We start from the raw sequence: 17,690 nt of genomic DNA on the forward strand, positions 1-17,690 counted from the left end.
TTTATGCTTCCCCTAATCACAGGGTGCATCGCATGCATTCTTGTTCAACGAGCCCATTTTCTTAAGCCGTCGCGCCATGTGATAAGCCAGCTTATCGGCCGAGGCAGGATTCTGTCCGGTATAAAGCTGGCGGTCGATGACGACATGTTCGGTACCGGGCGCGGCGAAACTCAGTTTGCCGCCCAGAGCAGCCAATTGGTCTGCCAGCAGGTCGGGCAGGCGCTGGCTTAATCCCGCGAGCTGCTCTTCTTCAGGACTGAAACAGGTGAGCTGGTAACCTGCAAACAGCCAGTGGCCTTCATGCTGGGCAGGGATCAGGCCGGCGGGGCCATGGCAGATGGCGCCGATCAGTCCATGATTGGCCAGAGTGCGCTTCACCAGCGTGCCGGCAGCTGCGGAATCAATCAGATCGACCATGGGGCCGTGTCCGCCCGGGAAAAAGACCGCATCGTATTTCACGCCGGTAAGGGCGATGCGTTCCAGCGACAACGGCGTACGCCAGGCGTCGATCTCGTCCAGCTGCTCGCGCAGATTAAGGATGCGTCCCATGTCGTGGCCATGGAATTCGGGGGCAAAGCAGTTTTCATCCAGCATCGCAGGCTTGCCTTTGGGTGTGGCGATGCTGATCTGGTGGCCGTGTTCCAGGAATAAATGGTGCGCAGGGACAAATTCCTGTGCCCAGAAACCGGTGGCCATCATGGTACCGTCATTGAGCGGCAGACTGTCGGCCGCGGTGAGGATGAAAAGAACATGTGCCATAGGTTATTGCTGTAACGCGCCGAATACTGTTTTTAAAAGAGTGCTGCTGTATTTGCTTGCGATGTTGCTGGTGTATTGTACCGGATCGGCGCGCAAGGATTTTTCCTCATTGCCGATCGTCAGATACAGGCCATCGAGCGCTTTTTGGGTAATATAACGCTCTATATTGGCATCCTGCTGATTAACCAGTCCGACCTGGGCGGCTTGCCCTGCCAGCTGGTTATACTGTTGCGCCAATCCGAGTTTTCGGGTGTAACGGCTTACGATGGGCAGGAATGTCTGCTGCAGCCTGGTCTCCGAATTTCGGCGGAAATATTCGGTTCCTGCGGTGTCGCCGCCAGTGAGGATGCCCTTCGCATCGGTCAGCGTCATATTCTTGACAGCATTTATGAGTAAAGTCCTGGCAGCGGGGACTGCCGCTTCCGCGGCGCGGTTCATCGCAACGTTCAGATCGTCAAAGGCCTGGCCCTGCCCCAGCATGCGCATGACGCCTTCCGCTTTCTGCAGGCCCGGCGGCAACGGGATTTTGACTTGCGGATTGTCCAGAAAGCCGCCATTACGGCCAAGCTGGCTGACGGCGTTATTGGCGCCTTGTATCAGCGCCTGTTTTAAACCGGTATTGGCCTGGGCATCGGTGATATTGTCGACGCCGGCTGCCAATGTGGCTGTGCTGATGACAAGTCCGATAAAAAAGATGACAATTGCAGGAATTCGCCGCACTTGATTCGCCGCACATGCAGTGCCGTTTTGCGGAGTGGTGCAAAGCGCAAGGCAAATCCGATTCGGCAGGCCTTTAAGCATATGGAAATTCCTCAAGGATATAAACGAGATGGGTAACAAACAATATCACAAGTTATTCGTATTTGCTGCTCTGGGCATCGTGCTCGCGGTGATGTTGTATCTGGGGCTGACGCAGAAACCTGCGGCACCGGCCTTGACCATGACCGATTTGTCGGGGAAACCGGTCGCTTTGGCGCAATTGCGCGGCAAAACGGTGCTGGTTAATTTTTGGGCGACGAGTTGCCCGGGATGCGTCAAGGAAATGCCGCAATTGGTTGATACCTATACCCGTTACCACGATAAAGGATTCGAGTTGGTGGCCGTATCCATGAGTTACGATCCTGCCGATCATGTGCGGCAGTTCGCGGCTGAACGCGGTCTGCCCTTCCCGGTGGTGATGGATAGCCGGGGCGATATTGCGCATGCGTTCGGCGATGTCAAATTGACACCGACGTCGTTCCTGATCGATGCAGATGGGCATATTGTCGAGCAGACCATAGGCGATCTGGATTTTGTGAAACTGCGGCAATATCTTGACGGCATAGGCAAACACTCATGAGTGCGAATGCGCCGTATGCATGGAAAAGTTATTTTGTCGTGCAGGCCGATTATCAGCAGTGGGCGAATGACAGGCTGTTTGCCGCTTTGGGACGAGTGGATGCCGATTTGCTGACGAGCGCTCAGGGCTTGTATTTCGATAGCATACATCACACCGTCGACCACATATTGCTGGTCAACCGGCTTTGGTTTGCGCGTTTGCGCGGCGAGAGGTTTGTTGCGGATTTCGCCAAAATAACCCACACGGACTGGAATCAGCTGATAGAAGTCACCCAGGCCCAAGCGCGAGAATTACAGCTTTGGCTGGAGCAATGCGATGATGCGTTTTTTGAGCGTCAATTGGCCTATTTCACGACCAAGGGAGAGCCGCAGCAAATGTGGATGCGGGATGTCCTTACCCATATGATGACGCATCAGGTGCATCATCGCGGACAGATTTCGGCGGTCATCACGCGTTTGGGTTATCGCAGTCTGGAAATGGACTATGTCTATTACAAGCGCCAGATGGATGCGTACCGGAGCGAAGTGGCTGCTATTCCTTGAGTAAAGGCGTCACCAGGTTTTCGAGCCGGCCGTAATATACCTGACCGCTGATTTTATGGCGGATCACTCCCTTTTTATCAATGACGAACGACATCGGGACTTTTTTGATCTCGCCGAACGCCTGCTGTGTGGCGGCATCGGCTAGCCCTGCCGGAAAAGTATAAGCCTGCTGTTGCATAAACTGGGCAACCAGTTTCGGGTCGTCTTCAATCGACAGCGCCAAAATTTCGACGCCTTTCGCATGCCAGTCGCGGTAGAATGCCTGCATGCCGGGCATTTCATGGCGGCAATACGGGCACCAGGTCGCCCAGAAATTCACTACCACGACTTTGCCGCGCAAGGAGGCGAGCGGGATCACCCGCCCATCGGTGGTGGTGATCGCCACATTGGCGACGGGGCGATCTTCATCCGATACCCAGGCCGGTGGCCGGAACCAGAAATACACGATCAGAATCAGTAAAATCAGGGTGAATGGGCTGGGAGTGAGTTTCCTGACCCAGGGATGGCTGGCAAATTGTTTAAGCATGTAGGGGTTCAAATGTTGTGGATTAAGGCGTTACATATCATTTTCGTAACCAGCTGGTTCGCCGGGCTGTTCTATTTGCCGCGGTTGTTCGTTAACCACGCCATGGTTAATGACACTGCAACGGTTGCCCAGTTCAAATTGATGGAACGCAAATTGTATCGGTTTATGACGCCGTTAGGGGTGTTGGCATTGGTCTTCGGCACCTGGCTCTGGCTCGGATACGGTTATACAGGCACATGGTTGCATATTAAACTGGCTCTGGTCGGGGGGCTTGTTGTCTATCATTTGTATTGCGGGCATCTGGTAAAAGTGTTCGCAGCAGACGGGAATAAGCGTAGCCACGTGTTTTACCGCTGGTTTAATGAATTGCCGGTATTGGTCTTGTTTGTAGTGGTGTTGTTGGTGGTATTGAAACCGGAGTTTGCATGACAAAAAAATTGGAACAGTTTTTCGCTACCTGCCCGCGCGGGCTTGAAGGTCTGCTTGGCGACGAATTGCGCGAGCAGGGCGCTGAGGCGATTGCGCCGACTTACGGCGGGGTGGCATTTTCGGGTGGATTCGAACTGTGTTACCGGGTGAATCTGTATTCGCGTCTGGCGAGCCGGGTGTTATGGCGGGTAGGCGGCGGCGAATATCGGGACGAGGAGGATATTTACCAGGGCGCATTGTCGTTCGACTGGCCTGCGCTGTTCAGCGTCGAGCGCACGATCGTGGTGAAGATGACGGCGCAGAAATCGCCATTGAAGAGTCTGGAGTTCACGACATTACGCATCAAGGATGCGGTTTGTGACCGTTTTCGCGATGCGACCGGCAAGCGCCCCGATGTGGATATCCGCGAGCCGGATGTGCGCATCCATGCCTTTCTGACGGCGACGACATGTACGCTGTATCTGGATACGTCGGGTGCCTCGCTGTTCAAGCGCGGCCTGCGCAAACAGGCCGGCGCGGCACCGCTGAACGAGAATCTGGCGGCGGGCATGATCAAGCTGTCGGGCTGGCAACCTGGCGTACCGTTTTTTGACCCGATGTGCGGCAGCGGCACCATCCTGATGGAAGCCGCGCAGGTGGCGCTGAATATCGCGCCGGGCAGTCATCGCGATTTCGGCTTCGAAAAATTGACCCGTTTCGACCCCGGGGTATGGCTGCCGATCAAGCAAGCCGCCGTCGATGCGCAATTGCCGGCCACGCCGCAACCGATTTATGGCAGGGACATGTTCGGTGATTCATTGCGCGACGCGCGCGTGAATCTGGAAGCGGCCGGGCTGGGAAATGTGATCGAGCTGAAGCAGGGGAACGTGCTGGAAGTGCCGGCACCGGCTGAATCCGGCATCATTGTGACCAATCCGCCGTATGGCATCCGCATCGGCGAACAGGCTGAGCTGGCTGAATTCTATCCCAGGCTGGGCGACTGGCTGAAACGCAGATGTGCGGGGTGGAATGCCTACATCCTGTCGGCGGACATGAATCTGCCCAAGCTGATACGGCTCAATGCGAGCAAACGCACGCCGTTGTTCAACGGTGCGCTGGAGTGCCGCTTGTTCGAATACAAGATTGTAGCGGGGTCGGCGCGGAAATAAATGAGCGACGCCGCAGCGCCGCAAATTCAATTTCAAACGATATTGAGATTGTTGATCCCGGACATGATGTCGCGGTCCTTGGATTCCTGACCCTGCAATTTGATCTTGAGCCGGAGATCATTGAGCGAGTCGGCATTGCGCAATGCGTCTTCGTAGGTAATCAGGCCGGCTTCGTACAAGTCGAATAACGACTGGTCGAAAGTCTGCATGCCCAGTTCGCGCGACTTGGCCATGATCTCCTTGATTTCGTGTACCTGTCCCTTGAAGATCAGATCGGCGATAAGCGGCGAATTGAGCAGCACTTCGACCGCCGCGATACGGCCGGTCGTGCCCTTGCGCGCAACCAGGCGCTGCGAGATGAAAGCCTTGAGGTTGAGCGACAAATCCATCAGTAATTGCTGACGGCGATCATCCGGGAAGAAATTGATGATACGGTCCAGTGCCTGGTTGGCCGAGTTGGCGTGCAGCGTGGTCAGACACAGGTGCCCGGTTTCTGCGAAAGCAATCGCGTATTCCATGGTTTCGCGGTCGCGTACCTCGCCGATGAGGATGACGTCGGGGGCCTGGCGCAAGGTGTTTTTCAGCGCGGCAAACCAGTTTTCCGTATCGACGCCTACTTCACGCTGAGTGACGATGGATTTTTTGTGTTCGTGTACGTACTCGACCGGATCTTCGATGGTAATGATATGGTCTTGCGCATTCTCGTTGCGATGGCCGACCATGGCTGCCAGCGAAGTGGATTTGCCGGAACCGGTACCGCCGACAAAAATGACCAGACCGCGTTTTACCATGGCGACATCGCGTAATACCGGCGGCAGATTGAGCTGGTCCAGTTTGGGTATCTGGGTAGTGATGGTCCGCATGACGACGCCGATGCGTCCCTGCTGCACGAAGGCGTTGACCCGGAAGCGTCCGATTTCTGCCGGTGAGATGGCGAAGTTGGCTTCGTGATGGGCCTCGAAATCCTTCCATTGCTTCTCGTTCATGATGCTGCGCGCGAGTTCGCGGGTATGCGAAGGCGTCAGCGTCTGATTGGAAACCGGAGCGATTTTGCCGTCGACCTTGATGGCAGGCGGAAACCCGGCAGTGATGAACAGGTCGGATGCGCGTTTACTCAGCATCAGGCGCAGCAGGTCGTGTATGGTATTCAGTGCGTCCATTGGTTTATCCCAGGAACATGTCTTTGTTAGCGGCGCGTGAACGGGCTTCGCCGACGGAAATGACGTTGCGTTTAACCAAATCCTGCAAACATTGATCCAGTGTCTGCATGCCGACATTCTGGCCGGTCTGGATGGAGGAATACATCTGGGCGATCTTGTTTTCGCGGATCAGGTTGCGAATTGCAGGTGTGCCTATCATGATTTCATGAGCGGCCACGCGGCCTGTGCCTTCCTTGTTCTTGAGCAGCGTTTGCGAAATGACCGCACGGATGGATTCGGACAGCATGGAACGCACCATCTCCTTTTCGGCTGCAGGAAAAACGTCCACGATCCGGTCTATGGTCTTGGCTGCCGAGCTGGTGTGCAGGGTGCCGAACACCAGGTGACCGGTCTCCGCCGCGGTAAGGGCAAGGCGGATGGTTTCAAGGTCACGCATTTCGCCGACGAGGATGACGTCCGGATCTTCACGCAGCGCCGAGCGCAGTGCGTTGGCAAACGACAAGGTATGCGGCCCGACTTCGCGCTGGTTGATCACGCATTTTTTGCTTTGATGTACGAATTCGATCGGGTCTTCGACGGTGAGGATGTGGCCATATTCGTTTTCATTGACGTAATCCACCATGGCCGCAAGTGTCGTCGATTTGCCCGAGCCGGTAGGTCCGGTAACGAGTACAATGCCGCGAGGGGTATCGGCGATGTCCTTGAATATCTTGGGCGCATTCAGCTCTTCCAGCGTCAGTACCTTGCTGGGAATGGTACGGAATACCGCGCCTGCGCCGCGATTCTGGTTGAACGCATTGACGCGGAAACGTGCCAGCGTGGGGACCTCGAACGAAAAGTCCACTTCCAGGGTTTCTTCGTATATTTTGCGTTGGCCATCGTTCATAATGTCGTACACCATGTCGTGTACGGTTTGATGATTCATGTCCGGCAGATTGATGCGGCGGATATCGCCGTGGACGCGTATCATCGGCGGCAAGCCGGCCGAGAGATGCAAGTCGGATGCCTTGTTTTTGACTGCGAAAGCCAGCAGTTCGGATATTTCCATTTGTTATAATTCCCCAATTTACTTTCGGCTATTATGGACACAGTGAAAAGCACATTGCAAGCAGTTCAAACACGAATTGCAGCTGCCGCCGAATTGGCAGGTCGTGTGGCGCAGGATGTGACGTTATTGGCGGTGAGTAAAAACTGTACGGCGGATGCGGTGCGTGCGCTGGCAGAGGCCGGACAGAAGGCATTCGGCGAGAGCTACGTGCAGGAAGCGGTGGCTAAAATAGCCGCATTGGCAGATATGCATTTGTGCTGGCATTTTATCGGGCCTATCCAGCGTAACAAGACCGGCCAGATCGCTGCCAGTTTCGACTGGGTACATGGCGTGGATCGTGCGATTATTGCCCAGCGTTTATCGGCGGCGCGTGCGCCCGATCAGGCACCGCTGAATATCTGCTTGCAGGTCAATGTGAGCGGTGAAGCGAGCAAAAGCGGCGTGACGCCGGAACAACTGGTGGAGCTGGTTGCCGAGGTGCGCGATTTGCCGGGATTGCGGTTGCGTGGCTTAATGGCGATTCCCCGTGCAACCGCTGATGTGGCGGAGCAGCGGGCGCAATTTGCGCTGTTGCGCCAGTGCTTTGAGCAAATGAATGCGCAGGGTGCGGGCATGGATACCCTGTCGATGGGCATGTCGGGCGACCTGGAGGCCGCAATTGCTGAAGGGGCTACCATAGTGCGTGTGGGGACGGCCCTGTTTGGAACCAGAATAAGAGGATGAAATTTATGCATATTGCATTTGTTGGTGGCGGCAACATGGCTTCAGCCCTGATTGCAGGCTTGTTGCGCGAAGGCTTCGGCGCCGAGCGTATCACGGTGATTGAGCACAACGTCGATGCGCAGCGTCATCTGCATACCGAATTCCGGGTCAGCGTGAGTAGCGGACTCGATGCAGCTGCTGTAGCCGCTGATGTGGTGGTGCTGGCGGTCAAGCCGCAGCAATTGCAGGCAGTCGCCGAGCAATTGGCGCCTTTGCTGGATCAGCAGCTGGTGGTTTCCATCGCCGCTGGGGTGCGTGCCGGTACCTTGTCCGCATGGCTGGGCAATTATGAACGGGTGGTGCGCACCATGCCGAATACGCCCGCGATGGTAGGCGCCGGAGTGACCGCGCTGTTTGCGCTGCCCGCGGTGACGGCGTTGCAACGCAAGCAGGCCGAAGTGGTGATGGAGGCAGCAGGCAGCGTGCTGTGGCTGGAAGATGAGGTGTTGATGGATGCCGTTACCGCCGTGTCGGGCAGCGGCCCGGCGTATGTGTTCTATTTTATGGAAGCCATGCAACAGGCCGGGATGGATCAGGGGCTGAGCGCAGCTGCCGCGCGCCAATTGACGCTGGAAACGTTTCTGGGGGCGGCCAAGCTGGCTGAAAGCAGCCCCGAGGATGTTGCCCAGCTGCGGGCGCGGGTGACATCCAAAGGTGGTACGACCGAACAGGCCATTTTGAGTATGCAGGCAGCGGGTGTGCAGGCAGCCATCGTCGAGGCGGTTTATGCAGCGGCACGCCGTTCCAAAGAACTGGGGGATGCGCTGGCGTAAATGCCGCGTAACAAATCATGCTGAATCAAGCTTTTGCCTTTATTTTACAAAATGTGACGAACCTGTTCCTGATCGCGCTGTTATTGCGCGTTTATATGCAATGGATGAGAGTGCCGTTTCAAAACCCGTTCGCACAGTTCGTGGTGAAGTTTACTGATTTTGTCGTGCGTCCGTTGCGCCGCGTTATTCCCGGACTGTTTGGATTGGATCTGGCAACCCTGCTGCTTGCGGTGGTCTTGCAGTTTGTCCTGACATTGGTGTTGTACGCGTTGCAGGGGTTTCCCTTTGCGGTTGCAGGGATAGGCGTGCTGTCAGGATTCCTGCTGTTAGCCCTGGTCGATTTGCTGGTGCTGGCATGTTATGTGCTTATGGGTTTGGTATTGGTAACGGCGGTCTTGTCGCTGGTGAACCCGTTTTCGCCATTCATGGTGGTCTTCGATTCGCTGACAGCCCCATTGCTGCGCCCTTTCAGACGTATCGTGCCATTGGTGGGTAACGTCGATTTGTCACCCATGATATTTCTGCTGTTGTGTCAATTTGTTGTCACATTTCCGTTGGCATGGTTGGGTGCCTGGGCGCGGCACTTGCTGTGATTCGTCACCGAAGCGCAGGAATACTTCCGACTGCAGACGGAAATTATATAAATAATAATCAAGGAATTTGGAGCGCTACAAAATGGACAGCAGGCTCGATCAGGGAATAGCGCAGTACCAGCGCCAGCGTGGCGAGATTCTGGCAACTCTGGAATCTTACCGCGCGTGGCTGGAGCGTTATACCGACGTCGAGTCCGGGCAGAGTCTGCGCCTGTATGATCTGGCCGAAAGCCTTAAGCGCGATAAATTATTGCTGGCTTTCGTGGCTGAATTTTCGCGCGGCAAATCCGAGCTGATTAATGCCTTGTTCTTTGCCGATCTGAAACAGCGCTTGCTGCCGTCCGATGTCGGCCGTACCACCATGTGTCCGACCGAATTGTTCTACGACGCCGATAGCGAACCTTACCTGCGCCTGCTGCCGATAGAAACGCGGCTGCGTGATGATTCGATTTCACGCCTGAAGCGTTTGTCCATCGAGTGGAGCAGTATTCGCCTGGATCCCGCCGATCCTCAGCAAATGAGCGCAGCCTTGCGTTCACTGGCTGATGTGAAAAGAGTCGCTGTTGCCGAGGCTCAGGCAATGGGGCTGTGCGATGCCGGCGATATCGTCAAATCCCACGATGGCATGGTTGAAATCCCGGTCTGGCGTTATGCGATGATTAATTTCCCTCATCCGTTGCTGAAAAGCGGTCTGGCGATACTGGATACGCCGGGTTTGAATGCGCTCGGTTCCGAACCGGAATTAACCCTGAATACGATCCCTAACGCGCACGGCGTATTGTTTTTGCTGGCGACAGACACCGGCGTGACGCGTTCCGATCTGGAGATATGGGAAAACAGTGTGCGCCATCATGCCAACCATCACGTGGCGATTCTGAACAAGGTCGATATGTTATGGGATGAGCTCAAATCCGAGGCGGAAATCGAGCAGAGCATACATAAACAGAAGCAGCACACGGCGCAGCAATTGCAGTTGGCGGAAGATCAGGTTTTGGCCTTGTCTGCGCAAAAGGCGTTGCTGGGGAAAATCCGCGGCGATCAGGCCCTGATCCAGCGTTCCGGCATCGGCGCGCTGGAAAGCCTGCTGGCGGACAAGATCATTCCCGACCGTCAGGTGATACTCTACAAGTCGGTATGCAACGAAGTGCAAACGATGGCTGGCGCGTCCCGCCAGAGCGTGAACATGCAGCTCGAAGGCGTGCGCCAGGATCTGGAACAGCTCAGCGCATTCTCGGGCAAGAATTGCGAAATCGTGACTAATTTGCGCGACAAGCTGATCAAGGAAAAGTCGGCATACGATGCCACTACCATGAATTTCAAAATAACCCGCACGCTGATACAGGAACAAGGCCGTTTGCTGCTGGATGCGCTGGCTGAGGAAGTGCTGGATGAAATGCTGGTTGCCGGACGTGCCCGTCTGGAGGATTGCTGGACGACTCCCGGACTGGTGCAGGGAATGAATGATTTGTTTGCACAAATCATTCAGCGTTTCCATGAAGTCGAAGACCGGGCAACCAGAATCGTGGAACTGCTTGACGCCGCTTATCTGCGTTTTCACCAGGAACATGGTTTCCCGCTGTTGAGCCCGCCACAATTGACGATGGATAATTGCCGGCAAAAACTCGCCGTACTCATGTTGCAGGTGGATCAGTTCGGGCATGATCCGGTCAATCTGATCATGGAAAAACGTTTCATGGTCAAAAAGTTCTACCTGAGTCTGGTGGCAGAGGCGCGCGGCATGTTCATGCTCGCCAAAACCGAGGCCGATAGCTGGTTGCGGCGCAGCCTTGACCCTGTGGTCATGCGTATTCGCGATCATAAAAAACAGCTGGAAATCCGTATCGAGAATATCAAGCAAGTGCATGACAATCTGGATAACCTGCAAGCCAGAACGCTTGCATTGAAAAGCCAGCAAGCCACGCTGGAGCAGCAGCAGGCTGAAATTGGCGTGATCCTGCAAGGGTCGGCCTGTCTGTCGGCAACTGTGGCAAGCCAGATTTGAGCCCGGGTGCGCGGATGCATCAGCGCATATCCCGAACCATCCTGCTGGTTGCAGCCATGACTGCAACCGGCGTTACTGCGGCCATGGGGTTCGGAGCGGCTCGGGTCAGATCCGGCTAGGGGCAGCCGCTCGATGTGATGATCCCTGTGTTAAGCGACGATGCAGGTGAGTTGGCCGATAATTGTTTTGTGCTGACACAGCCTGGCCAGGCTGATGACAGTTTGCCTTCGTTAAAGAAAGCCAGGCTGACAGTGAAAAATATGGCGGGCATCCCTTATCTGGCATTGACGACCCAATACGCGGTCAATGACCCTGTGCTCGTATTCGCGATAGAAACACGCTGTTCAGGCCTGGTGCGACGCGAATATACCTTGTTGCTGGATGTGGCAAGCAATGCAAGTAATGCCGCTGTTGTTGTCAGCCCAGTAATCGTCCCGCCAGTGGTAGCCAGACCGCGAGTGGCACAACCTGCTCCCAAAACCGACGCTGAACTGTTCAGCAGCAAGCAGGGCCTTGTGGCCAAGCGCAAACTTCCGGCCTCTGACAGGCATCCTGCGGCTGTGGCGAGACCGGCTGTGATTCAGCCCGCTTTCGCTGTGAACCTGCATCTGAGTACATCTCTGTCCAGTTTGCCCGGGCAGTACCCGTTATCGGCGGAGCAGTTGATTGCGTTGAAGCGCATGCGCGGCATGCTGTCGATAGACGCAGGCAGACCCGCATCGGAAATCGACCGGCTGCGCGATGATCTCGTCGCCAGTCAGCAGCAACTGGCTCAGGCAAAACACGCTTTGGTGCTGTTAAGAGCGCAGACGGTCAAGCCAGCTCAGCCTCAGCCGGCACTCCAGCCGACAGCTGCCAGAAATGCAGCCGCAAGCTGGCGGCGGTCTGGTTGGCTGTGGATCGGTCTGGCATTGCTGGTATTGGTTGCGGGTTATGTGCTGGATCGCCGCCGGAAATTGTCGAATCTGATGTTTACCGTACCATCGCCCGACGATCAGGCCGACAAAGGCCAAATTAAATTGGGTGCCATTGCGCAGGTAGATTCGGCGACGAATGACTTGTGGGCGCATGTGGATGATGTTGCTGCGCCGTCTTCGCAACAGCATCCGGATATCGAGTTCGCGGTAGATAAATTGCCGGGGCATGATCTGCTTGCCCGGCCCGCGGAACGACATAATACGGTGCAGTCAGAGGCGCTGTCGGTCTCCAGTTTGATGCGCGTAACCGAAGAAGCCGAGGTGTTTCTGGGGCTGGGCTATAAGGACAGGGCGATTGCCGTGTTGTCGGAAGATATTGCCGGGCATCCGCGTAATCATCCGGCGGTGTGGTTCATGCTGTTAGGCATCTATCGTGAACTGGGTGACCATGAATCGTTCGATCGGACGGTAGCCGGATTCAAACAGCGCTTTAACCTGATTGTGCCGACCTGGAATTTGATTATGCCGGCAGAGCAAAAGGGGGAGGGTGTGCTGGCAATGACGCACATCATGACCAGAATCATATCCTTGTGGCCTGACCATGAATGCTACGATTATCTGAGCGAGCTGCTCTACGACGACAGGCAGGGGAGCCGCCAGGGATTCAGTCTGGACGTCTATCGCGATATTATCTGGTTGAAGGAAGTTCTGGATATTCTGAGCAAACCGGAAACAAAGATCGCCGAAGAAGTGGCGGCTGAAGATAATCTGGATTGGGATTTTCAATAAGTCCGATCGCTGCCCATGCCAGTCGGACCCGGATCATTTTTCTAGATTAGAATAATATCGTACTGCTCCTGGGTATAAAAAGTCTCGACCTGCAAGGACACGGGCTTGGCGATAAAGTCGCCCAATTGCGCCAGACTCTGCGATTCCTCCTCCAGAAACAAGTCGATTACCAGTTGCGATGCCAGAATGCGGTATTCCTTGGCATTGAACTGACGGGCTTCGCGCACGATTTCCCGCAATATTTCGTAGCATACGGTCTTCGCGGTTTTTACCTGGCCGCGTCCCTGACAGGTAGGGCACGGCTCGCACAGGATATGCGCCAGGCTTTCTCGGGTGCGTTTGCGCGTCATTTCCACCAGGCCTAGCGGAGAGAAGTCGTGTACCGACATGCGGGTATTGTCGCGCGACAGCGCTTTTTTGAATTCCAGAAACACTTCCTGCTGGTGGTCGCGGTTATCCATGTCGATGAAATCGACGATGATCATGCCGCCCAGATTGCGTAACCGCAATTGCCGTGCGATGGCTTGTGCCGCCTCCAGATTGGTTTTGAAAATGGTGTCGTCAAAATTGCGGACACCGACAAAGCCGCCGGTGTTGACGTCAACCGTGGTCAGGGCTTCGGTCTGGTCGATGATCAGATAGCCGCCGGATTTGAGATCGACACGGCGCGCGAGCGCTTTTTCGATTTCCGCTTCGACGGCGTACAGGTCGAACAAGGGGCGTTCCGCAGCGTAATGCTGTAATTTTTCGATTACTCCTTGCGTGTAATTCTGGGCGAACTCAAACATCTTTTGATAGGTTTCGCGCGAATCCACCAGTATCCGGCTGGTTTCATCGTTGGCAAAGTCGCGCAGTACCCGTAATGCCAGATTCAGATCCTGATAGAGCAGGGTTTTCACTGCTGCGACCTTGGCGCGGCTCTGGATGTCTGCCCACAACCGGCGCAGGTAATCCACATCGGCCTGCAGTTCGGCGGTTTGCGCCTGTTCGGCCATGGTGCGGATAATAAAGCCGCCAGGTTCGCCTTCGGGAATGATGAGCTGAAGTTTTTGGCGTAACTGTTCGCGTTCGGCCTCATCCTCGATCTTTTGGGAAATGCCGATGTGCGAGTCTTGCGGCAAATACACCAGGAAGCGGCCCGCAAAGCTGATCTGGGTAGAAAGGCGGGCGCCTTTGGTGCCGATAGGGTCCTTGATGACCTGCACCATGATGCTCTGGCCTTCGAACAGGATGCGTTCGATCGGACGTTCTTCGCCGATGTGCTGGCGTTCTTCCCAGATATCGGCGACATGCAGAAAAGCGGCACGTTCCAGGCCGATATCGATGAACGCGGATTGCATGCCCGGCAATACGCGACACACCTTGCCGAAATAAATATTGCCTACCAGGCCGCGCTGACTGCTGCGTTCTATATGCAGCTCTTGCACTACGCCCAGATGCATGACAGCTACACGGGTTTCCTGCGGAGTGACGTTGATCAGTATTTCTTCGCTCATGATGGGGTATCGGTCAGCTGTGCGGTAGGGGAATTATAGCGGTTTAACAGTTCGGCAGTTTCGAATATCGGCAGACCCATGACGCCGGAATAACTTCCGTTCAGATGACGGACGAAAATCGCGCCGCGGCCTTGTATGGCATAACCGCCAGCCTTGTCCAGCGGTTCGCCGCTGATGGCATACTGTTCGATTTCATGGGAAGACAAATGTTTGAAAGTCACTTCGGAAACGCTGGTAAGCTGATGAACCCGGTTCTGATAGGCCAGCGCAACCGACGTCATCACCTGATGGGTGCGTCCAGACAGTTTGGCTAGCATGGCGACAGCGCGTTCGACGCTGCCGGGTTTGCCGAGGATTTCGTTATCCAGCGTGACCGTGGTATCCGCGCCGAGCACAGGATGGCGCAGGATGCCACGTTGGCAGGCACGTTGCCAGCCCAGCTCGGCTTTGGCCAGCGCGATGCGCGCAACATAATCATGGGGTAATTCGTTTTCCTTCGGCGTTTCATCGACGTCGCAGCGGCCGCTCGTTTCGCGCAGCAGCAATACGTCGTAATTTACCCCCATCTGTGCCAGCAATTCACGGCGGCGGGGGGAACGGGAAGCCAGATAAATGCGGGGCGGGAAATTATTCACGATGGTAGGGATGGTTCTGGGTAATGCTCCAGGCGCGGTACAGCTGTTCTGCGAGCAGTACGCGTACCATGCCGTGCGGGAGGGTGAGCCGGGAAAGTGCGAATAGCTTGTCGCCGCGTTGTTTCACGTCGTCGTGCAAGCCGTCCGCACCGCCAATAATAAAACAGGTATCGCGCCCGGCACCTTGCCATTCGCGTAAATGGCCGGCCAGGGCAAGGGTGGTGAGCTGTTCGCCGCGTTCATCCAGCGCCCACACCGTGGCGTCGCGTGGAATGGCGGCGAGGATGCGGTCGCGTTCGGCGATTTTGATTTGCTCGCCGGTCTTGCCGCTGGCGCGTTTTTCGGGCTTGAGCTCGAGCAGATGGATAGCCGTTTCTCTGGGCATGCGTTTGGCATACTCGTCAAAGCCGGCACTGATCCAGTCCGGCATTTTCTGCCCTACTGCGATGATGTACAGTTTCATGGCACGCTACGATCAATGCTCGGGTTTCAGGCTTCGCTCTGGCGGCGGCTGCGCTGATCGGCGGCGGCGCTCCATAAGGCTTCCAGGTTGTAATACTGGCGCACGGCCGGCTGCATCACGTGCACGATGACGCTGCCGAGGTCGAGCAACACCCATTCACCTGAAGCCAGTCCTTCGATGCCCTGATCGGGTATGCCGGCTTCCTTGAGTTTTTCCTGCACGTTATGGGCAATGGCTTTGGTCTGGCGCGTGGAGTCGGCGCTGGCAATCACCATGCGTTCGAACAGCGAACTTTGTGCCGAAACGTCCAGCACAACGATGTCCTGGCCTTTGATATCTTCAATGGCCTCAACAACGGCGGCGGTAATCTGATCTGTATTCATGCGGTTTCCGGTAAGTAAAGTTGATGGGCGTTAATGTAATCAAGCACCGCATCGGGGAGTAAATAGCGCGGGTTGCGCCCAGCGCGTAAGGTATCACGAATATGCGTGGCTGAAATGTCCAGCGCCGTGATCGGGCGCGTCACGATCAATCCGGCCGGACAGGTATTGAGATCCTCCGGATTGGCCATGCGCGTCTCGATCGCATCACGCAGGATGTCCGCCATGGCGTCTTTCCAGGTGCTTTGCGGGAATCCGGGGCGATGGGCGATGGCGATGTGGGCGAGATCGAACAGTTCCTGCCAGTTATGCCAGCTGGACAGCCCGAGGAAAGCGTCCGCGCCAAGCAGCAAACACAATGGTTGATTACTGCCCAGCTCGGCGCGCAGCGAATGCAGGGTGTCTACCGTATAGGATAAACGCGGCAGCTGGACTTCACGCTGATCGACGACGAAACGCGGATTGTTGGCGGTGGCAATCTTCACCATCGCCAGTCGATGGGGAGCGTCGGTGCGCGGCCGGCTGCGATGCGGCGGCGTACCGGCGGGGACGAAGCGGACATGGTCCAGCTCCAATGCCTCGGCCATTTCTTCGGCCAGGCGCAGATGCCCGAAATGGATCGGGTCGAAGGTGCCGCCGAAGATGCCGATAGGCCGCAAATTACGTGGATTACCCACGTATGTGCCCGTCGCCGAGTACTACCCATTTTTGCGAAGTGAGGCCTTCCAGACCAACCGGGCCGCGGGCATGGATCTTGTCAGTGGAAATGCCGATTTCGGCACCCAAACCATATTCGAAACCGTCGGCGAAACGGGTCGAGGCATTTACCATGACGCTGCTGGAGTCGACCTCGCGCAGGAAGCGGCGCGCGCGCGTGTAATTCTCGGTAACGATGGCATCGGTGTGTTGCGAGCCGTAGTGATTGATGTGGCTGATCGCCGCATCCATGTCGTCGACCACGCGGATGGAAATGATCGGCGCCAGGTACTCGGTGAACCAGTCTTCATCAGTCGCCGGGTTAATGCCATTGAGTATGCTCTGGGTGATGGCGCAGCCGCGCATTTCCACTCCCTTGGCGATATAAATCGCGGCAATCTCGGGCAATACCTGAGCGGCCACGCCTTGCGCTACCAGCAAGGTCTCCGTGGTGTTGCAGGTGCCGTAGCGGCTGGTTTTGGCGTTGTCGGCGATACGCACTGCCTTGGTCAGATCGGCATGATCGTCGATATACACGTGGCACACGCCATGCAAATGCTTGATGACCGGAATACGCGCTTCGTTCATCAGGCGCTCGATCAGGCCTTTGCCGCCACGCGGAACGATGACGTCGACAAATTCGCGCATGGTAATCAGTTCGGCCACCGCGGTGCGATCCGTGGTATTGATGACTTGTACTGCGGTTTCCGGCAGACCGGCTGCAGCGAGTCCTTCGCGCACACAGACTGCAATGGCCTGGTTGCTGTGCAGCGCCTCGGAGCCGCCGCGCAGGATCGCTGCATTGCTGGATTTCAGACACAGCCCGGCGGCATCGGCGGTCACGTTCGGCCGCGCTTCGTAAATAATGCCGATGACGCCCAGCGGTACGCGCATTTTCCCGACCTGGATACCTGACGGGCGATATTTGAGATCGGTGATCTCGCCGACCGGATCTGGCAACGCGGCGATCTGGCGCAGGCCTTCGGCCATGCCGGTGATGGATTTGGCGTTCAACGCCAACCGGTCGAGCAACGCCGCGTCCAGTCCGTTGGCGCGCGCTGCAGCCATGTCCTGGCCATTCGCGGCCTGTAAAATTTCCGTGTCGCGTTCGATAGCGTCAGCGATTGCCAGCAGCGCACGATCCTTGGCAAGTGTGTCAGCGCGTGCCAGGGCGCGGGAAGCCGTGCGTGCTGCTTGCCCAATCTGGTGCATATAGGTTTTAATATCCATCTT

Annotated in this window: 20 protein-coding genes; 9 read left to right on the forward strand and 11 right to left on the reverse strand. The window is 56.1% G+C overall.

The features are described from left to right. Window positions 1-12 precede the first annotated feature (12 nt). Window positions 13-759 (reverse strand): type 1 glutamine amidotransferase domain-containing protein, encoded by a 747-nt coding sequence (locus CAP31_RS02385; RefSeq protein ID WP_087446072.1) that lies wholly within the window; start codon window positions 757-759, stop codon window positions 13-15. A gap of 3 nt (window positions 760-762) precedes the next feature. Further along, on the reverse strand, window positions 763-1,479 hold the full coding sequence (locus CAP31_RS02390) for a DUF4197 domain-containing protein (protein ID WP_223247340.1): 717 nt from the start codon (window positions 1,477-1,479) through the stop codon (window positions 763-765). A 109-nt stretch (window positions 1,480-1,588) separates the two neighbouring features. Here CAP31_RS02390 and CAP31_RS02395 point away from each other — a divergent pair, with 109 nt between their 5' ends. Together CAP31_RS02395 and CAP31_RS02400 are read left to right on the forward strand one after the other, a co-directional pair. After that, window positions 1,589-2,098 (forward strand): peroxiredoxin, encoded by a 510-nt coding sequence (locus tag CAP31_RS02395; protein WP_087446074.1) that lies wholly within the window; start codon window positions 1,589-1,591, stop codon window positions 2,096-2,098. Next, a complete protein-coding gene (locus tag CAP31_RS02400) occupies window positions 2,095-2,640 on the forward strand; it encodes a DinB family protein (protein WP_087446075.1) in 546 nt (181 codons plus the stop codon). The genes CAP31_RS02395 and CAP31_RS02400 overlap by 4 nt, the downstream gene beginning before the upstream one ends. Here CAP31_RS02400 and CAP31_RS02405 read toward each other — a convergent pair. Then, a complete protein-coding gene (locus CAP31_RS02405) occupies window positions 2,630-3,166 on the reverse strand; it encodes a peroxiredoxin (protein WP_087446076.1) in 537 nt (178 codons plus the stop codon). The two genes, CAP31_RS02400 and CAP31_RS02405, sit on opposite strands and share 11 nt — an antisense overlap. Before the next feature lie 12 nt (window positions 3,167-3,178). Between CAP31_RS02405 and CAP31_RS02410 the strand changes: the two genes are divergently transcribed. Together CAP31_RS02410 and CAP31_RS02415 are read left to right on the forward strand one after the other, a co-directional pair. Beyond that, window positions 3,179-3,595, forward strand: a complete 417-nt coding sequence (locus CAP31_RS02410) for a CopD family protein (RefSeq protein WP_087446077.1) — start codon at window positions 3,179-3,181, stop codon at window positions 3,593-3,595. Further along, window positions 3,592-4,743, forward strand: coding sequence for a class I SAM-dependent RNA methyltransferase (locus tag CAP31_RS02415; RefSeq protein WP_087446078.1), 1,152 nt, complete (start codon window positions 3,592-3,594; stop codon window positions 4,741-4,743). The genes CAP31_RS02410 and CAP31_RS02415 overlap by 4 nt, the downstream gene beginning before the upstream one ends. Before the next feature lie 32 nt (window positions 4,744-4,775). Here CAP31_RS02415 and CAP31_RS02420 read toward each other — a convergent pair whose 3' ends face one another. Both CAP31_RS02420 and CAP31_RS02425 read right to left on the reverse strand, forming a co-directional pair. Beyond that, window positions 4,776-5,903, reverse strand: coding sequence for a PilT/PilU family type 4a pilus ATPase (locus tag CAP31_RS02420; protein ID WP_087446079.1), 1,128 nt, complete (start codon window positions 5,901-5,903; stop codon window positions 4,776-4,778). A 4-nt stretch (window positions 5,904-5,907) separates the two neighbouring features. After that, on the reverse strand, window positions 5,908-6,951 hold the full coding sequence (locus CAP31_RS02425; RefSeq protein ID WP_087446080.1) for a type IV pilus twitching motility protein PilT: 1,044 nt from the start codon (window positions 6,949-6,951) through the stop codon (window positions 5,908-5,910). 33 nt (window positions 6,952-6,984) lie between these two features. Here CAP31_RS02425 and CAP31_RS02430 point away from each other — a divergent pair, with 33 nt between their 5' ends. The 5 genes from CAP31_RS02430 (at window position 6,985) to CAP31_RS02450 (ending at window position 12,787) form a co-directional block, all read left to right on the forward strand. Beyond that, window positions 6,985-7,674, forward strand: a complete 690-nt coding sequence (locus tag CAP31_RS02430) for a YggS family pyridoxal phosphate-dependent enzyme (protein WP_087446081.1) — start codon at window positions 6,985-6,987, stop codon at window positions 7,672-7,674. Window positions 7,675-7,679: 5 nt separating this feature from the next. Then, the gene (proC, locus tag CAP31_RS02435; protein WP_087448224.1) at window positions 7,680-8,486 is read left to right on the forward strand and encodes a pyrroline-5-carboxylate reductase; all 807 of its coding nucleotides are present in this window, start codon (window positions 7,680-7,682) and stop codon (window positions 8,484-8,486) included. Between the two features lie 17 nt (window positions 8,487-8,503). After that, window positions 8,504-9,079 carry a YggT family protein gene (locus tag CAP31_RS02440; protein WP_087446082.1) on the forward strand — a complete coding sequence of 192 codons (576 nt, stop codon included), beginning with the start codon at window positions 8,504-8,506 and terminating at the stop codon, window positions 9,077-9,079. A gap of 82 nt (window positions 9,080-9,161) precedes the next feature. Further along, entirely contained in the window at window positions 9,162-11,081 is a 1,920-nt protein-coding gene (locus tag CAP31_RS02445) for a dynamin family protein (protein ID WP_157662630.1), read from the forward strand. Window positions 11,082-11,218: 137 nt separating this feature from the next. After that, window positions 11,219-12,787, forward strand: coding sequence for a FimV family protein (locus CAP31_RS02450; RefSeq protein WP_087446084.1), 1,569 nt, complete (start codon window positions 11,219-11,221; stop codon window positions 12,785-12,787). 41 nt (window positions 12,788-12,828) lie between these two features. On the opposite strand, the gene rng is transcribed toward CAP31_RS02450, so the two are convergent. The 6 genes from rng to CAP31_RS02480 are packed head-to-tail and all read right to left on the reverse strand — an operon-like array spanning window position 12,829 to window position 17,687. Further along, window positions 12,829-14,283 (reverse strand): ribonuclease G, encoded by a 1,455-nt coding sequence (gene rng / locus CAP31_RS02455; RefSeq protein ID WP_087446085.1) that lies wholly within the window; start codon window positions 14,281-14,283, stop codon window positions 12,829-12,831. Next, complete coding sequence (locus CAP31_RS02460; RefSeq protein ID WP_087446086.1) at window positions 14,280-14,918, reverse strand: nucleoside triphosphate pyrophosphatase; 639 nt, start codon at window positions 14,916-14,918, stop codon at window positions 14,280-14,282. Before CAP31_RS02460 ends, rng begins: the two co-directional genes overlap by 4 nt. Continuing rightward, on the reverse strand, window positions 14,911-15,381 hold the full coding sequence (rlmH, locus tag CAP31_RS02465; protein ID WP_087446087.1) for a 23S rRNA (pseudouridine(1915)-N(3))-methyltransferase RlmH: 471 nt from the start codon (window positions 15,379-15,381) through the stop codon (window positions 14,911-14,913). Before rlmH ends, CAP31_RS02460 begins: the two co-directional genes overlap by 8 nt. A 26-nt stretch (window positions 15,382-15,407) precedes the next feature. Then, the gene (rsfS, locus tag CAP31_RS02470) at window positions 15,408-15,764 is read right to left on the reverse strand and encodes a ribosome silencing factor (protein ID WP_087446088.1); all 357 of its coding nucleotides are present in this window, start codon (window positions 15,762-15,764) and stop codon (window positions 15,408-15,410) included. Beyond that, window positions 15,761-16,438, reverse strand: a complete 678-nt coding sequence (nadD, locus tag CAP31_RS02475) for a nicotinate-nucleotide adenylyltransferase (protein WP_223247341.1) — start codon at window positions 16,436-16,438, stop codon at window positions 15,761-15,763. The genes rsfS and nadD overlap by 4 nt, the downstream gene beginning before the upstream one ends. Further along, window positions 16,431-17,687 carry a glutamate-5-semialdehyde dehydrogenase gene (locus CAP31_RS02480; protein ID WP_087446089.1) on the reverse strand — a complete coding sequence of 419 codons (1,257 nt, stop codon included), beginning with the start codon at window positions 17,685-17,687 and terminating at the stop codon, window positions 16,431-16,433. Before CAP31_RS02480 ends, nadD begins: the two co-directional genes overlap by 8 nt. Window positions 17,688-17,690: the final 3 nt, after the last annotated feature.

It is taken from the genome of Sulfuriferula sp. AH1, from assembly GCF_002162035.1.
Taxonomy (GTDB): Bacteria; Pseudomonadota; Gammaproteobacteria; order Burkholderiales; family Sulfuriferulaceae; genus Sulfuriferula.

What these genes read in the sequence shown, in the direction of transcription:
- rng (WP_087446085.1), bottom strand. Translation starts at nt 14,283, where the DNA reads ATGAGCGAAGAAATACTGATCAACGTCACTCCGCAGGAAACCCGTGTA.
- proC (WP_087448224.1), top strand. Translation starts at nt 7,680, where the DNA reads ATGCATATTGCATTTGTTGGTGGCGGCAACATGGCTTCAGCCCTGATT.
- CAP31_RS02415 (WP_087446078.1), top strand. Translation starts at nt 3,592, where the DNA reads ATGACAAAAAAATTGGAACAGTTTTTCGCTACCTGCCCGCGCGGGCTT.
- CAP31_RS02395 (WP_087446074.1), top strand. Translation starts at nt 1,589, where the DNA reads ATGGGTAACAAACAATATCACAAGTTATTCGTATTTGCTGCTCTGGGC.
- CAP31_RS02450 (WP_087446084.1), top strand. Translation starts at nt 11,219, where the DNA reads ATGATCCCTGTGTTAAGCGACGATGCAGGTGAGTTGGCCGATAATTGT.
- CAP31_RS02400 (WP_087446075.1), top strand. Translation starts at nt 2,095, where the DNA reads ATGAGTGCGAATGCGCCGTATGCATGGAAAAGTTATTTTGTCGTGCAG.
- CAP31_RS02445 (WP_157662630.1), top strand. Translation starts at nt 9,162, where the DNA reads ATGGACAGCAGGCTCGATCAGGGAATAGCGCAGTACCAGCGCCAGCGT.
- CAP31_RS02440 (WP_087446082.1), top strand. Translation starts at nt 8,504, where the DNA reads ATGCTGAATCAAGCTTTTGCCTTTATTTTACAAAATGTGACGAACCTG.
- CAP31_RS02425 (WP_087446080.1), bottom strand. Translation starts at nt 6,951, where the DNA reads ATGGAAATATCCGAACTGCTGGCTTTCGCAGTCAAAAACAAGGCATCC.
- rsfS (WP_087446088.1), bottom strand. Translation starts at nt 15,764, where the DNA reads ATGAATACAGATCAGATTACCGCCGCCGTTGTTGAGGCCATTGAAGAT.
- CAP31_RS02410 (WP_087446077.1), top strand. Translation starts at nt 3,179, where the DNA reads ATGTTGTGGATTAAGGCGTTACATATCATTTTCGTAACCAGCTGGTTC.
- CAP31_RS02480 (WP_087446089.1), bottom strand. Translation starts at nt 17,687, where the DNA reads ATGGATATTAAAACCTATATGCACCAGATTGGGCAAGCAGCACGCACG.
- rlmH (WP_087446087.1), bottom strand. Translation starts at nt 15,381, where the DNA reads ATGAAACTGTACATCATCGCAGTAGGGCAGAAAATGCCGGACTGGATC.
- CAP31_RS02385 (WP_087446072.1), bottom strand. Translation starts at nt 759, where the DNA reads ATGGCACATGTTCTTTTCATCCTCACCGCGGCCGACAGTCTGCCGCTC.
- CAP31_RS02420 (WP_087446079.1), bottom strand. Translation starts at nt 5,903, where the DNA reads ATGGACGCACTGAATACCATACACGACCTGCTGCGCCTGATGCTGAGT.
- CAP31_RS02405 (WP_087446076.1), bottom strand. Translation starts at nt 3,166, where the DNA reads ATGCTTAAACAATTTGCCAGCCATCCCTGGGTCAGGAAACTCACTCCC.
- CAP31_RS02430 (WP_087446081.1), top strand. Translation starts at nt 6,985, where the DNA reads ATGGACACAGTGAAAAGCACATTGCAAGCAGTTCAAACACGAATTGCA.